The sequence below is a fragment of the Methylosinus trichosporium OB3b genome, from assembly GCF_002752655.1.
Taxonomy (GTDB): domain Bacteria; phylum Pseudomonadota; class Alphaproteobacteria; order Rhizobiales; family Beijerinckiaceae; genus Methylosinus; species Methylosinus trichosporium.
On sequence record NZ_CP023738.1, the window covers coordinates 177,365 to 192,241 of the forward strand.

11 protein-coding genes are annotated in these 14,877 nt (G+C 61.1%); 5 read left to right on the forward strand and 6 right to left on the reverse strand.

Features of this window, described 5'->3' with window-relative positions; translation table 11 throughout:
* Positions 1 to 3,165 carry an efflux RND transporter permease subunit gene (locus CQW49_RS21995; RefSeq protein ID WP_003613830.1) on the forward strand — a complete coding sequence of 1,055 codons (3,165 nt, stop codon included), beginning with the start codon at positions 1 to 3 and terminating at the stop codon, positions 3,163 to 3,165.
* Between the two features lie 233 nt (positions 3,166 to 3,398).
* Here the strand turns inward: CQW49_RS21995 and CQW49_RS22000 are convergent, their stop codons facing one another.
* Entirely contained in the window at positions 3,399 to 5,861 is a 2,463-nt protein-coding gene (locus CQW49_RS22000; RefSeq protein ID WP_244441399.1) for an alginate export family protein, read from the reverse strand.
* A gap of 376 nt (positions 5,862 to 6,237) precedes the next feature.
* On the opposite strand from CQW49_RS22000, the gene modA reads away from it, so the two are divergent.
* The 3 genes from modA to modC are packed head-to-tail and all read left to right on the forward strand — an operon-like array spanning position 6,238 to position 8,787.
* Positions 6,238 to 7,008, forward strand: coding sequence for a molybdate ABC transporter substrate-binding protein (gene modA / locus CQW49_RS22005; RefSeq protein ID WP_003613833.1), 771 nt, complete (start codon positions 6,238 to 6,240; stop codon positions 7,006 to 7,008).
* An 8-nt stretch (positions 7,009 to 7,016) separates the two neighbouring features.
* Entirely contained in the window at positions 7,017 to 7,691 is a 675-nt protein-coding gene (gene modB, locus CQW49_RS22010; protein WP_003613834.1) for a molybdate ABC transporter permease subunit, read from the forward strand.
* Complete coding sequence (gene modC, locus CQW49_RS22015) at positions 7,684 to 8,787, forward strand: molybdenum ABC transporter ATP-binding protein (protein ID WP_003613835.1); 1,104 nt, start codon at positions 7,684 to 7,686, stop codon at positions 8,785 to 8,787. Before modB ends, modC begins: the two co-directional genes overlap by 8 nt.
* Here modC and CQW49_RS26225 read toward each other — a convergent pair.
* A complete protein-coding gene (locus tag CQW49_RS26225) occupies positions 8,693 to 8,947 on the reverse strand; it encodes a hypothetical protein (RefSeq protein ID WP_338065225.1) in 255 nt (84 codons plus the stop codon). The genes modC and CQW49_RS26225 overlap by 95 nt on opposite strands.
* Before the next feature lie 90 nt (positions 8,948 to 9,037).
* Complete coding sequence (locus tag CQW49_RS22025) at positions 9,038 to 9,742, reverse strand: hypothetical protein (RefSeq protein ID WP_244441398.1); 705 nt, start codon at positions 9,740 to 9,742, stop codon at positions 9,038 to 9,040.
* Positions 9,743 to 9,757: 15 nt separating this feature from the next.
* Between CQW49_RS22025 and CQW49_RS25820 the strand changes: the two genes are divergently transcribed.
* Positions 9,758 to 9,946, forward strand: coding sequence for a hypothetical protein (locus CQW49_RS25820; RefSeq protein WP_244441397.1), 189 nt, complete (start codon positions 9,758 to 9,760; stop codon positions 9,944 to 9,946).
* A 114-nt stretch (positions 9,947 to 10,060) separates the two neighbouring features.
* On the opposite strand, the gene CQW49_RS22030 is transcribed toward CQW49_RS25820, so the two are convergent.
* The 3 genes from CQW49_RS22030 to CQW49_RS22040 all read right to left on the reverse strand — a co-directional run bounded on the left by CQW49_RS22030 (position 10,061) and on the right by CQW49_RS22040 (position 14,757).
* Positions 10,061 to 10,843: an ABC transporter substrate-binding protein gene (locus CQW49_RS22030; protein ID WP_003613837.1), complete on the reverse strand. Its 783-nt coding sequence runs from the start codon at positions 10,841 to 10,843 to the stop codon at positions 10,061 to 10,063.
* Positions 10,844 to 11,184: 341 nt separating this feature from the next.
* On the reverse strand, positions 11,185 to 13,407 hold the full coding sequence (locus tag CQW49_RS22035; protein WP_003613838.1) for a TonB-dependent siderophore receptor: 2,223 nt from the start codon (positions 13,405 to 13,407) through the stop codon (positions 11,185 to 11,187).
* A 159-nt stretch (positions 13,408 to 13,566) separates the two neighbouring features.
* Positions 13,567 to 14,757 (reverse strand): nitrogenase component 1, encoded by a 1,191-nt coding sequence (locus CQW49_RS22040; protein ID WP_244441396.1) that lies wholly within the window; start codon positions 14,755 to 14,757, stop codon positions 13,567 to 13,569.
* Positions 14,758 to 14,877 lie beyond the last annotated feature (120 nt).

The following is a 14,877-nucleotide window of genomic DNA, read 5'->3' on the forward strand; positions in this document are numbered from 1 at the left end:
ATGTCACGTTTCTTCATCGACCGTCCGGTGTTCGCATGGGTGCTCGGCCTGATCGTGATGCTGCTCGGCGGCATCTCGATCTTTCGGTTGCCGATCGCGCAATATCCCAGCATCGCTCCGCCGCAAATCTCGATCACGGTCACCTATCCGGGAGCCTCCGCTCAGACGGTCATGGATACGGTGGTGAGACCCATTCTCCAACAAATGTCCGGCCTCGATGGCTTGGAATATCTTCTTTCGACCGCCCAATCGAATGGATCGATGGAAATCGACCTGACCTTTGCGCAAGGCGTAGATCCGAACATCGCGCAGGTGCAGGTTCAGAACAAGCTTTCTCTCGCCCAGCCGAATCTGCCGACCGAGGTCACCCAGCAGGGGATCAAGGTCAACAAATCCGTCAAAAGCTTCATGTTGATCGTCGGCGTCTATTCCGACGACGGCGCGATGTCGGCCATCGACATCGACGACTATGTCTCTTCCAACCTCAAGGATCCGTTGACGCGCATCACCGGCGTCGGCGACTTCACTTCGTTCGGATCCGAATACGCCATGCGCATCTGGCTCGATCCGGATAAGCTCAACAAATATTCGCTGACCGTCGGCGATGTCACGAGCGCGCTCACCGCGCAGAATGTGCAAGTCTCGTCAGGAGAGCTCGGCGGACTGCCGGCCAGCAGAGGCAATCGCCTCGACGCCGCCATCATAGGACCGGCCCGGCTCGAAACGCCCGAGCAATTCGAGAACATCTTGCTCAAAGTGAATCCGAGCGGCTCGCAGGTGAGATTGATGGACGTCGCGCGCGTCGAGATCGGCGCGCAGTCCTATTCGACAACATCGCTCTATAATGGCAAGCCCTTCGGCGCTCTCGCGCTCAAGCTCGCCCCGGGAGCCAACCAGCTTTCCACGGAAGCGGCCGTGCGCGCCGAGCTGGGCCGCCTCGAAAAGTTTTTCCCTCCCGGCCTGAAGCTCGCCTATCCGCTCGACACCGAGCCCTTCATCACGCTTTCCATCGAGGAGGTGGTGAAGACGCTTTTCGAGGCCGTCGCGCTGGTCTTCGTGGTCATGCTCGTCTTCCTGCAAAACTTTCGCTCGACGCTCATTCCGACGATCGCTGTGCCGATCGTGCTGCTCGGCACATTCGGCGTTCTCGCCGCTTTCGGCTATTCGATCAATACGCTCACGATGCTCGCAATGGTGCTCGCCGTCGGCCTCCTCGTGGATGACGCCATCGTCGTCGTCGAAAACGTCGAACGGCTCATGAGCGAAAAGAGATTGTCGCCGCGAGACGCCACGCGCGCGTCGATGGACGAGATATCGGGAGCGCTCGTCGGCATCGCGCTGGTGCTCTCGGCGGTGTTTCTGCCGATGGCCTTCTTCGGCGGCTCGACCGGCGTGATCTATCGTCAGTTCTCGGTCACGATCGTATCGGCGATGGCGCTCTCCGTGCTGGTGGCGTTGATCCTCACCCCCGCTCTCTGCGCGACGCTGTTGAAAGAGCCGGCGCGGGACAGCGGTCCCAGGTCCCGTTTCTTCGCATGGTTCAATCGCACATTCGCTCGCCTCACCGAGCGCTACAAGAACGGCGTCCACAATTTGATCATGCGCCCGCGCGCGTTCCGTCTGATCTTCATGGCGATCACCGTGGCGGCGGTCGTTCTGTTCAACCGAATACCGACCGGCTTTCTTCCCGACGAGGATCAGGCGCTGCTCTTCGGCCAAGTGACGATGCCGCCTGGAGCCACCGCGGAACAAACGGCGGCATTGAACAAGCAGATGGCCGATTACTTGCTGACAGCCGAAAAGGAGAATGTCGAATCGGTGCTGACCGTCTCGGGATTCAATTTCGCCGGTCAGGCCCAGAACGCCGGTTTCGCGGCAATCAAGCTGAAGGATTGGTCGGAAAGACCGAGCGCCCGACAGAGCGGCGCAGCGGTCGCCGGTCGCGCGATGCAACATTTTGCCGGGAGCCGCGACGGTCGAGTCTTCGTCTTCCAGCCGCCGGCGGTGATGGAGCTCGGCAATGCGACGGGGTTCGACCTCCAGCTCGAAGACCGCGGCCAGCTCGGGCGTGATAAATTTCTCGCTACACGCAATCAATTGCTCGGAATGGCGGCGCAGGAGGTTACACTTGCCGGCGTGCGCCCGAACGGGCTCGAAGATGCGCCCCAGTACCGGCTGAAGATCGATCGCGAAAAAGCCAATGCGCTCGGCGTCTCGGTGAGCGACCTCAACGCGACCATACAGGGCGCTCTGGGCTCGCAATATGTCAATCAGTTCTTGCGATCGGGACGCGTGAAACAGGTCTATGTCCAGGGCGACACGACTTCGCGAATGTCGCCGAGCGACCTCGCGCGTTGGCATGTGCGCAACTCGTCGGGAAAAATGGCTCCGTTCGACGCCTTCCTCGACGGCGCATGGACATTGGGTCCACAAAAAGTGGAAAGCTACAATGGTCTCACATCCTTTGAAATTCTCGGCGCCCCCGCGCCCGGCCACAGCACGGGTGAAGCCATGGCGACGATGCGGCGCCTCATCGAGAAGCTTCCTCCGGGAGTCGGCTACGAATGGACCGGCCTCTCTTATGAAGAACAGAAATCCGGCTCGCAGACAGCTGCGCTCTACGCCATCTCACTGACGGTCGTGGTGCTCTGTCTCGCCGCTCTCTACGAGAGCTGGGCGATCCCTCTTTCCGTCCTGCTGGTCGTTCCCCTCGGCGTCATCGGCGCGATCGTGGCGACATTGAACAGCGGTCTGGCCAATGACGTCTATTTTCAGGTCGGCCTGCTCACGACGGTCGGCCTCGCGGTAAAGAACGCGATCCTCATCGTCGAATTCGCAAAAGCGTTCTTCGACAATGGCGCAACGCTGGCGGAGGCCGCAATCGCCGCCGCCGGAGAGCGGCTGCGGCCGATCTTGATGACGTCCATCGCCTTCGTGGCCGGCACTCTGCCTCTCGTCTTCGCGACCGGCGCCGGTTCGGCCAGCCGCATCGCGATCGGCACGGCGGTCGTCGGCGGCATGCTCAGCGCGACGCTTCTGGCGATCTATTTCGTGCCGGCGTTCTTCGTCGCGGTCTCGAGGGCTTTTCGGGTCAGACCGAACCGAGTTGCCGAATCTGGTGCTACCATGACGCGGGACTTATCGAGCGAGCATACGGTGAGGTGAGGCAGCCCGTACAAAACATGCGCAGGCCTCGCAATATCCGATAGCCGCGCTGAGAATGTTTGCCGCTCACACTCACCGTTCAAGCAGCGCCAACGGTTTGTATGGCGGCGGAGTTGCTTCATGCGAAGCGATTGCGCCTTTTTCCGATCTGAGGGCCGCTCCATAGTCTTTCGATGAAGCCGACGCCCGATCGCTCCTCGCCATGCGCCGGCGGCGCGACGCGGGAATCAATCTTATTTCTTCACAGCCGCCGGCGCAAACAGATCGAAATGGCGATTGACGCCGGCGTGGATCAAATTGCCGTCGAAACGCGTCGACGTCGTCATAGCGTATTGAAAGAGGCGGTTCGGCTGCGCTGCATAGGGCGAGGAGGTCGCGCGGCCGAGATCATAGCGCAGATAGTCGATCTTCACCGACCAATCGGGCGAGAGCGCCCATTCGACGCCCGCGCCCACCGTCCAGCCGAGAAGGCTGTCCTGAAAGGCGGGAAAATTGAAGCTCAAGGCGCCGCCATTGACGCGCTGACTGCTGATGATTCCGGCGGAGATCACGCCGCCATAAGCGAGGCCGCCCGTGCCATAGATCGCGAGCGTCGGCGTCGCCAGATAGCCGAGGCGTCCCCGAATCGTGCCGAGATAGTTCAGCGTCGTCGTCCGCGACGCATAGGTCGAGATCGCGTCTTTGATCCCCATGCGCCATCGCGTGTCGGTATTGCCGGAGACGCCATGCAGATCGGCTTCGAGCCCCATGAGGACGCCGGCGGCCTGCTGGTTGATTCCCGCCTGCAGGCCGCCGATGAATCCCGCGAGATGATTGCCATTGTCGAGCGGCGATCCGATGGTGGTGACAAAGGGACTCGCCGGCGCGGCGCCGATCGGCCAGATCCTCACATCGGTCGGCGGATTGGACCAGGCGCCGCCGCCGTTCAAGCCGACATAGACATCGTTCCAGCCGGTCGGCGACGGGGGCGGCGGCGCGAGCGGCGAGGATACGCCGAACATTTCGGAGATCGGATTGCTCGCGATGGGCTTGCCATCGCCGAAAGCGTTGGCCTGGGCTTCGAGATAGAAGAAATCGGTCGGGCGCTGGGTGAGCCCGTTGGTGGTGGTGGTCTGGCCGGGAAAGGACTGCGGGAAATAAGGCTGTCCGGCCACCGGCGGCGCGAAGCTCGCGGGGAAGGAGCCGGGCCAGAAGCGCGCATAGCTCGCCGTCAGATTGACGAAGGCGCTGAGCTTGTGGCGGATGCGAAAGTCATATTCCGTGCCGAGGAACGTGCCCCTGTTGCCGAGCGGCGCGGAGAGATTGGTGCGATCCCAAGCGTTGGCGGCGCTCGCGAGCCAATAGGCGTTGAAGGCGGTGTCGACCCACACATCGGGAAAAGGCGTGAACTCGATGCGCGCTTTGGGCGCCTTCATATTGTTCCAGGCGAAATAATCATTGCGCGAGAAGGGCTGATTGAAGCCGTAGAAAATATCGAAGTTCTGGTTGACGCCGTCATAAGAGCTGGTGTTGCCCGAGCCGTAGGCGTAATTGGCGCTGATGCGCGGCTTCCACGGATGATCCGAAAACGTGTAGCCGAACTCGAACGCATAAGCGATGGCGTCGTGCCGGACCGTGGTCGGCGTCGCGGGAATGCTGCCGATGGCGGGACGCGTCTCGCCGAGCGCGCCGAACTGCTTGTTGATGTCGAAGTCGTAATCGAAATTTCCGAGGATTCCATAGGCGCGCAGGCCCGGCGCGAAGGTCTCGCGATGCACTCTGAGAGCCGCGGAGACATTGTTCGGATCGGCGAATTGCTTGCGTCCGAGGAAATAAGGCTGGATGGTCGCATATTCCGACCAGCGCCGAATGTTGAGCACCGAGCCATAGATCCAGTTCGACCATTCCGCGCGATCGAAGGAATAGGGGTAGCGCACCACAGGGCGCATCGCGAAGCTGTCGAGCTCGAAATCATTCTCGCGCTTGCCGAACTTCAAGCGGAAGCCCTCGAATGTATTCGTCGTGTTGCGGAATTCGTTCTCCGCGATCAGACGCCTGTCGAGCAGCTCGAGATGGAAGCGGCCGGCGCGAAAAATCAGCGGGCGCTCATTGCCGAGATCATCCGCGCCGAAGGCGCCCTTGAAATAGAGCTCGCCATAGGCGGAGATCAGATCGTTCTGATTGATCTCCTGCCCCTGATATTCATAAATGCTGTTGAAGGCGCGAGAGTCCTGAAACTCGACGACGAAGCGGAACGGGTCGAGGATGTCCTGTATGCCGAAATAGAGTCGCGTGCGCTCGAGCCACAGGGAGTTCGGCAGATATTTTCGGCGCGACGCCGCCGGATAGACGGAGGTGTCGAGCCAGGGACGATAATCGTCCTGGCGATATTCGAAACGCACGCGCGAATCGAAGCCGATGTTGAGCCAGTCGATGCCTTTGAACGCCTCATAGGTCTTGCCGAGATTGCGCACATAGGGCGGAATGTCGGGCTGCGGCTCGAGCCGGTAGGCGCGAGTGGGAACGTGATAGCTCTTCTTTTCCTTATCCTTATCCTTATCTTTGTCCTTCCCTTTGTCTTTCTCTTTGTCCTTGATCTTCACAGAATTCGTCGCCTTGCCGCCTTGCGGCTGCGCTCCCGATTCGGCCTTGTCACTGGACTCGTTGCTCTCGCTCTTCTCGCTCGCCGACGCATCGAAGGCCGGCGCAATCGACACTGCCAAATAGACGCCCAGGGCTGCCGATATCATCAAGCGCGAATTGGTGCGATTGCTCATCGAGAAGGTCCGAATCGTCATATAGCAACAATATATCTGCTCATAAAATCGGTTTAGAATGGCTCTGGACCCAGATTCAATACGCAGCTTTCCCTATGTCGAGACCCACGACCTGCCGAGGTCTCATACGCTTCGAGACACGACGGCGGAGCGCGCAGCATGATCTTTTCCGCCTTGCGATCATGACTGCCGTTCCTCATCGCTCTCAGCGACGGCGCGACAAATTCAGTTTGCAGAAAGGGCGGAAACCCGCGCGCCGCACGTTATGTATCCCGAGCAAAGCACGATCGACGCTGTCATCGCTCGGAGTGGACAAATGAAGGGATTGCTTGTCGTATCGCTCCTGCTCACGCTGCTCGGCGCCCCGGCGCGGGCTGCGGGATCGATCGCCATCGCCGCCGCAGCCGATCTCAAATTCGCCATGGACGAGATTGTCGCCGACTTCAGATCAGCCCATCCGGGCGATGATGTGAGCGTGATCTATGGCTCATCGGGCAAGTTCCACACGCAGATCCAGAATGGCGCGCCCTTCGACATCTTCTTCTCGGCCGACATCGCTTATGCGCGATCGCTCTTGCAGAATGGCTCGGCCGCGTCCGAGCCCGTCCTCTATGCCGTCGGCAGGATCGTCCTGTGGAGCGGCGCGCTCGACGCCGCCAGGATGACCCTCGAAAATCTCGTCGATCCGCACATTCGCCGCATCGCCATCGCCAATCCCAAGCACGCGCCCTATGGCCGCGCCGCCGAGGAGGCGCTGAAGGCGGAGGACGTCTGGAATCGCCTGCAGGGACGACTGGTGTTCGGCGAGAATGTCGCGCAGACCGCTCAATATGCGCGAACCGGCGCCGCCGATGTCGCGATCATCGCGCTCTCACTGGTGCTGAGCCCGGAGCTCAAAGGCAAGGGAAGCTACAGCGAGATCCCCGAGAATCTCTATGCGCCGCTGCGGCAGGCATTCGTCGTCACCAAGCGCGGCGGGAACAATCCACTCGCTGAGACCTTCGCGAAATTCATGGCCTCGCCCGCGGCGCGGCGCGTGATGATCCGCTACGGCTTCGTGTTGCCGGGCGAAACCGCGCAGAAATAGGACACGCCATGCCGACCTCGGAAGATATAGAGGCGATCTGGCTGACGCTGAAGCTGGCCATCATCGTCACATCGCTGCTGCTCGTCGCGGGGACGCCGATCGCCTGGTGGCTCGCCCGCACCAGGTCGCGGCTCAAGGGGCCGATCGGCGCCGTGGTGGCGCTGCCGCTCGTGCTTCCGCCGACGGTGATCGGATTCTACATGCTGCTCGCCATGGGACCCCACGGCCCGATCGGTCGGCTGACGAATTTTCTCGGCGTCGGCGCATTGCCCTTCACCTTCACCGGCATCGTGATCGCCTCGCTCTGCTATTCCATGCCCTTCGTCATTCAGCCGATCCAGAACGCTTTCGAGGCGATGGGAGATCGGCCGCTGGAGGCGGCCGCCACTCTGAGAGCGAGCCCGCTCGACGCCTTTTTCTCGGTTGCGCTGCCGCTCGCCAAGCCGGGCTTCGTCACAGCGGCGATTCTCGGCTTCGCGCATACGATCGGCGAATTCGGCGTGGTGCTGATGGTCGGCGGCAATATTCCGAACAAGACCCGGCTCGTGTCGGTGCAGATCTACGATCATGTCGAGGCGATGGATTACACGCGCGCCCATTGGCTGTCGGGCGGCATGCTCCTCTTCAGCTTCTTCGTCCTTCTCGGCCTCTACACGCGTCGCACAGGAAAAACCGATGCGTGACACAGCACCCGAGAGCGCGATTCTCGCCCGATTTCATCTCGTCTATCGCAGCTTCGCGCTCGATATGGATGTCAGCCTTCCGGGCCGTGGCGTGACGGCCTTCTTCGGCCCCTCCGGCTCCGGCAAGACGACGGCTTTGCGCTGCGTCGCCGGCCTCGTGCGCGCGCAGAGCGGTCGGCTGCAAGTGGCGGGCGATGTGTGGCAGGACGAATCGAACCATGTCTTCTTGCCGACATACCGCCGCCCGCTAGGCATGGTCTTTCAGGATGCGGGGTTGTTTCCGCATCTCACCGTTTTCGGCAATCTCCGCTATGGGATGAAGCGCGCCGGCGCTGCGCGCAATTCGATCGATCCCGACGCCATTCTCACGCTGCTCGGCATCGGCGATCTGCTCGGCCGTTATCCGCGTCATCTCTCCGGCGGCGAACGCCAGAGAGTGGCGATCGCGCGGGCTCTGCTCACCGATCCGCGCCTGCTGCTGCTGGACGAGCCGCTCGCGGCATTGGATGTGAAGCGAAAGCTCGAGATTCTCCCCTATCTCGAGCGTCTGCGCGACGAGCTCGACATACCGATCCTCTATGTCAGCCATTCACCGGACGAAGTGGCGCGGCTCGCCGATCACATCGTGCTGCTGGAGGCGGGACGCGTCGTCGCCAGCGGCGCCATTTCCGATGTGCTGACGCGAATCGATCTGCCCTTCGCCTTCAGCGACGAAGCCGGCGTCGTCTTCGATGTCGTCGTCGCCGAGAGCGCGGACGGCTTGACGCGGCTCGCCTCTACCGCTGGCGATCTCATTGTCGCGCATCGTCTCGAGCCGCCCGGACGCAGATTGCGCTGCCAAATTCACGCGCGCGATGTGAGCCTAACTCTGTCGCGGCATCACGACACGACGATTCTCAATATTCTTCCCGCGTCCGTGTCCGATTTCGCTCGGACGCCGGTGGACGGCCATGTGCTGGTGAGATTGACGTTGAAGGACGGCTCGGGCCTTCTCGCGCGCATCACCGAGCGCTCGAGGCAGGAGCTCGGCGTCGTCGAGGGACGGGCGCTCTGGGCTCAGGTAAAGGCCGTCGCGCTGTTGAGCGCGGAACGATAGCTCGAGCGTCCGTGCTCACCTCAGAGCGATGATGACATTGGAGGACTTGATCACCCGCGTCGACCGGAACGCCGGGCTTCAGCGCGAGATCCTCAACGGCTTCGTCGGTGATCGCCGCCATCACGGTGACGCCTTTCACATCGATCTCGACATGGGACATGGTCGCGCCTTTCTTGACTTCCTTGACCGCGCCGGCGGCCAGGACGACCAGGACCGTCGCCCGGCGCGCGCGGCAATGGAACCGTGGAGCTCACGCAAATTTTGTTGCATTGATGTCGAACCGACAGATGTTGTCTTTCTTATAGCGATCGAACCACGCTTTTTCCATCTGCTGCACGTTGAAATACAGCCTATCATTGGCGATGTCGCCATAACCCTCGCACAGCTCCTTGCGCGAGGGTGCGACGAGATGTGCTGCACGCCAGCGAGCTTCGAGCTCCGTGATGATTTGATCGCACGAACGGGCCTCTGCCCAGTCGAGACTCTGCTCGTCGAGCGGGAGGCTGATGGCCATGGGTTCCGCTTCTTCATCGGGCGACTGGAGGACGTGCTCGATCCATTTCTTTTCTGATCGCCAATTGGGCCTGTCATCACGAAGACAGTTTTTGAGGCGCGCAGGAAGCGAATCGATCTCCTCCTCGGTAAGACGCTGCTCCTCGAGGCCACGCGCCACGCCGGAATAGAAAAGCGGAAGCGCCCAGCGCTCGCGGGACGCCGCGGGAATGCGGTCCAGATCATCCAGCAGTTCGTCCAAGCTCGGAACGCTATCCCGTATCAGCAAGATGCGCTCCTGCAGCTTCAGGCCGAGCTCCGTCGCCAAATGCAGAGCGTCGAGCTGGAATTGGTAATTGCCAGCCATATTGTTCCAATGATCGTGACGAGCGCCGTAGCCGCTGAAGGTCGCAACCACAGTGTCGATCCCGAGATCGCGCCGCTCCAGCAGCCATTGCTTCATCTCTTGTCGCGGTCGATGAGCGACGCCCCCGAGCAGAACGACGCGGCTTTTCCAGCCGAGCTTCTTCTCCAGCTCGCGAAGAGCTTTCGTCGTCGCCGACGAATAATCGTGGCTGTTCCCGTACCAAGGCGCGATCTCGAAATCTTCATGTCCGTCATTGCGCCATTCGATGAAGCGTTCGACCAGAGCGACAAAGCGTTCTAGCGGCGCCGGCCGCAGCCTATAGCTCTTCAGCTGGCAATAGCGGCAATGATGGAAGCATGGCGCGGCATTGGCGTGGAGATGAATGCCGGTGACGATGATCTCTCGCGGCATGGCTCAGCGTCGCTCCGCGTCGTTCGAAGCGAGGAAGCGGGAATAATCCGCCGAGCCCGCGTTTTCTTGCAATACGAGGGCTTCATCGATCGCGTCGTCCGTGAGGCCGAAGCCGTAGACATCCGCATAGGCCTGCCGCAGCTTCATGCGAAATCGTCGCTCAATCCACTCCGGATAGATGACCTCCGACATCCATTGCAACATGATCGGCTCCTCGACCAGTCCTTCCATGCGCATTCCCCCATGCGGCTCGCGATAGACCCTTTTTGATCGAACGGCTGGAGTACATCGCAGCGCTGGATTGTCCAGCACGCGACGAACCGCGTCGTCTTTCGGATAGCCGGAAATAATGACGACCTCCGGCTCGCGCGCGATCAACTCCTCGATTGTCATATGAGGCGAATGAAGCGAGGCTCCGATATTGTCAGCGTCCACCCGGTCGAGATCGGCATTGATTCCCGTTCCGCCGAACGCCATGATCAGAGGGTCGATCTGGAAGAGATAGGCGACCTTGCGACGAACTGGCGCGGGGGCGCGCTCCTTCGAAAAGGCGTCGAGCTCCGCCACGTGACGGCGAATCAGGAAATTCACACGCTCTTGCCGGTCGGCGATAGCGCCGATCAAGCGCCAGAGATGCTCCACGCTCTGCGACACATCGCCGGACGCCCGACTATCGAGCTGAACCAGAGGCGCGCCGATTCTCAGCAAGGGAGCAGCGAACCAGGACCACGACAGGATCGCGTCGCTTCGCGTCAGCAGAATTGCTTCCGGGTCGCCGGGGATCACGCTGTCGCCTCCCAGCGTCGGCGCGCGCGCAAGGTCACGCACTGAGGGAAACACTCGACGCAGCAATCCACGGCTCAATTCGTTTTCGCCAGATTGTGGACGGCTTACCGCGGCGATATGTCCTGGATCTCCGTCTATGGTGAGATAGATCCAGGACACCGGCGCAAAGATCAGAGCGTGTCGCGCCGGGACCGCGGCGGTGACGTCGCGGCCTCTCATATCCTTGATCGATCGATGTGGCGAAGGCGACGCGACATGCGGATCTCCGGCGGCCAATCCGAGGCACAGGATCGGCAGGAAACCGAAGCTCACAATCGCGAAAGAACGCAACCTTCGTCCCTTCAGAATTTGGCGGTCGCGGAAAAAGCGACGGTGCGCGGCGCTCCGAGCATTTCGGTCTGCTGCCAATAGGATGTGTTTGCGATATTGGTCACGTCGACGCGCCAGATCGTTTCGGTGTCGAAGATGCGCGTCTCATAGCGTAGCCCGATGTCGCCAGTCACGTAAGAGGGCAGCCGTTCGATCGCGCGCACATTCGTCGGCGCGAAGGCATTGCCGACCTGTGGGCCGACATAATTGAAGCCGCCGGTCAATGTCAGCCCCGGCACGAAGGGCTGGCGATATTCGACATAGAGCTTGCCCATGTTTTTCGCCGAGCCCACAGGAGGCTGGCCCAGAAGATATAATGTGTTGGTCTGAGTGATCTTCGCATCGAGCAGCGTGAAGCCGCCGGTGACGGTGAGATCGTCGAGCAGCTTGCCCGTCGCCGTCATTTCGAGACCGCGATGGAGCTGCCGCCCGTCATTGGTGAATGTGTAGCTGCCGCCATTGGCTTTGTAAAAAGTGTTCGTCTTGTCGATCTGGAACAGAGCGGCAGTCAGCAGAATTTGCGAGACATTGGCTTTCGCGCCGACCTCGACCTGCTCGCTGGTCGTCGGACTGAGCGCCTGGCTGGCGTTGGTCACCGGCAATGACGAAAAGCTGGTCGAGGCGGTCCCGCCATTTTCGAGAGCTTGGATATAGGTCCCATAGGCGGTCAACCAAGGCCGCGGCTTATAGATCAACGAGGCGGTCGGCGTGACCCGGGTCTTGTCGAAATAGCTCGACACCGTCCCATTGGTGTTGAAATTCGTCGCCTTTATGTTGGCGAGGCTCGCGCCGGCGAGCAGCGACCATTGATCATTGAAGGATATGTCCTCGCCGATGATCCAATTCGTCTGGTCCAGCTGCTGCTGGTGAAAGTAGGGCTGCACGCCATTGGTGAAAGTCGGACGCGCGACATAGATGGGATCGGCGGAAACGGGAAACGAGCCGAGGCCCTTGAAGAGCGTGTTGTCTTGATGCTGGCGAAGTGAATAGCTCGATCCATAGAGGCCGAACGTCGTCTTGGCCTTGATCGAGAGAAGATCGAGGTCATAATCGGCGAAGGCGTACCATGCCTGATTGCGCTGCACATGCGACGCATTATAGAGCGCCGCGAGCGAATAGGAGTATGAGCCATTGCTATAGGCGATATTATTGCCTGTGTAGAGGTTCTCGCTCGCAATGTCGACAAACTGATAGGCGGCGCGGATTTTCATATTGCGCGTCACTTCATAGGTGACGTTGGTCCCGAGCACGTTCATATCGTTCTTGTTGAACGTCCACGGCTGGCCGTAATTTTTCGCGGGATCGAGAATGCTCGCGCTGAAATGCGGGAACGTTCCATCGAACGATCCCCAATCGGCGAGCGTGCCTTTCTCGTAAATATGCTGATGAGAATAGTTGATCTGAAAGAGCAATTCCTGCAGCGGACGCCAATCGAGCGCGCCGCTGACGAGCCATCTGTCGACGAAATTGTCATTGATCGCGGTCTCGCCGCTGCTCTTCACCAAGTTGAGCCGATAGCCGAAATCGCCTCCCTTTTCGAAGGGGCCGCCCGTATCGACATGCACGAAGGGTTGCGAGCCGCCGTAATTGCCGGCTGTGACGCTGAAGAATGGCGTCGGCGTCGGCCGCTTGGTAACGAAATTGACGAGTCCTCCCACATGCGCTGGTCCATAGAGAAAGCCGGAGAGGCCGGAGAGAACATCGACGCGCTCCTTGTCCTCCAAGGGCATGACGAGATCGCTGACGCCCGACATGTTGAGGCCGTCGATCTGGCTGAAGCCGCTCTGCTGAACGCCGCGAATAAAGATCGACGAGCCATAGCCGCGCCCCTGTCCCATATTGAGCTGGGTGAGCGGATTGACGCGGAAGACCTCGTCCGTCGTCGAGAAGACGCGGTTTTCTATATAAGGAGCGCTCACTGAATAAACCGAATAAGGCGTATCCTGAATCGCCCTTTCGCCCCAAGGACCGGTCGTCGATGTCGCGTCGAAGCGATAGCCCGCGGCGGCGGCGCCGGCCGCAGTGGAGCGGCTGTGATTGTTGGTCGCGCTCGCGGCGGCGACTTCGATCGGAGGAAGCGTCGTCGCCTCCTGCGCGATCGCTCGTCCGAGCGAGCCCGAGATAGCGACGATCGAAGCGCTGGCCAGCAGAGCGTGAACGATCGCGCCGCTCGTGGATTGTGTCGTGGTCTTCATCCTTCAACACCCCCGTGGTTGCCGCTCGGCGGCCGGATTGAGAATCCTCAGTCGTGACACGAAGCTCATGGATGAGAGCCGCACGGACGCGCGTCCCCGCGCCGCGAGCGTGCGACTTTCAGAGTTCCAGTCCCGGCTGAAATTATCGACGCAGAAACGTCACCAAGGCGGCTGGACGAGATCCCGCCAAGTCGCATTCATCGCGCGGTCGAGAGCCGCCGCGAGACAGGCAAAGCCGTCATAACCCCAGAAGGCGTTGCCCTTTCGGTCGAAGAAGGGCGAGAAGGGAAGCGCGACCTGGCCGCGCTTGCGCCATTCATATTCGCCTCGCGTTTCGCCATTGCCGAAATGAAGCACGAGATCGGGCTTCGCCTCGGATATGTACGAGTCGATCGCCCTCTCGTCGGGATGGTCGTCATCGCATTTCAGGCGCGGCGTGCGCTGCTTCCCGGTCTTGCCCGTCCAGCCGGATGCGTCGCCGATGCGGAGCCCGAGAAGACGATAGGGCTCGAGCTGCGCCTCGGTCATCGGCCGAAAGAACAAGACCAGCTTCCCCTCGAGCCGAGGCCGATAACGATCGATCGTGTGTGCTACGAGCGCCTCGCCCTTCACGATCGCGGCGTCGACGCGACGCGCGACGCCGCGATCGAAACGTTTCGCGATGGCGCGCAACGACGCGCTCGTCGTCGACGGGCTCTCGAAGCATGTCCACACGATCGGCGTCGCGAACCATCGTTGCAGCAAATCCGCGTAGCCGCCGCGCAACTGCTCTTCGAGCGCGCCGACCTTGCTCGCGAAGCCGATCACCAATTTGCAATCGCTCACGCGGGCGAGGTCGATCGCCGATGATTGCGTCATCTCATGGACGGGCTCGAGGCCGATCTCCATGAGCAGCTTGCTGACGATCCAGACGAGCGCCGTCGCCTCGCGCGAATAGGGAAGAACCACGCGCTTGCCGCTGCTCGTCGTGAGCGGATGCAGCAGCTCGGCGGAGCGGAGCGCCGCCGCTGTCTCGACCGCCCAGGATCGATAGCCGTTGAGCGGCAGAATCAGCTTTCGCTGCTCCGCCATTTTGGCTTTTGCTATTCCGGTGATATCGGCGCCGAGCGCCGGCATGGGCTCTTCGCTCGCGACGACTATTCCGCGCGCCAGTGGAAACAGCTCTGCGATTTCGTCGATCGCGCGTGCGAGGCGGCGGTCGCCGGCGTCGCCGATGTCTTCCGCTCGAAGATCGGTGCAGGCGTGAAGTGCGCTGAAGCTCTCGATCCCTTGGACATAGCCCGGCGCCGTCAGGCGCATCGTCTGCCCATAGGCGCCGCAGCCGACAGGACCGTGATCGAGAGGGACCATGTCCAGCGCCGACGCCCAGCTCGCGACCGTGTGGCCGAGCAGACCGTCCGAGCAGAAATCGATTTTCCCAGCGTTCGGATAGGAGGGCGGAGTCCATGCGTCGATGGTGTCGACACGACC

Excerpts from the sequence above, each read along its gene's own strand:
- CQW49_RS21995 (WP_003613830.1), top strand. The coding sequence starts at position 1 with ATGTCACGTTTCTTCATCGACCGTCCGGTGTTCGCATGGGTGCTCGGC.
- modA (WP_003613833.1), top strand. The coding sequence starts at position 6,238 with ATGAAGGGATTGCTTGTCGTATCGCTCCTGCTCACGCTGCTCGGCGCC.
- modB (WP_003613834.1), top strand. The coding sequence starts at position 7,017 with ATGCCGACCTCGGAAGATATAGAGGCGATCTGGCTGACGCTGAAGCTG.
- modC (WP_003613835.1), top strand. The coding sequence starts at position 7,684 with ATGCGTGACACAGCACCCGAGAGCGCGATTCTCGCCCGATTTCATCTC.
- CQW49_RS26225 (WP_338065225.1), bottom strand. The coding sequence starts at position 8,947 with ATGTCCCATGTCGAGATCGATGTGAAAGGCGTCACCGTGATGGCGGCG.
- CQW49_RS22025 (WP_244441398.1), bottom strand. The coding sequence starts at position 9,742 with ATGAAGCAATGGCTGCTGGAGCGGCGCGATCTCGGGATCGACACTGTG.
- CQW49_RS25820 (WP_244441397.1), top strand. The coding sequence starts at position 9,758 with ATGAGCGACGCCCCCGAGCAGAACGACGCGGCTTTTCCAGCCGAGCTT.
- CQW49_RS22035 (WP_003613838.1), bottom strand. The coding sequence starts at position 13,407 with ATGAAGACCACGACACAATCCACGAGCGGCGCGATCGTTCACGCTCTG.
- CQW49_RS22040 (WP_244441396.1), bottom strand. The coding sequence starts at position 14,757 with ATGGTCCCTCTCGATCACGGTCCTGTCGGCTGCGGCGCCTATGGGCAG.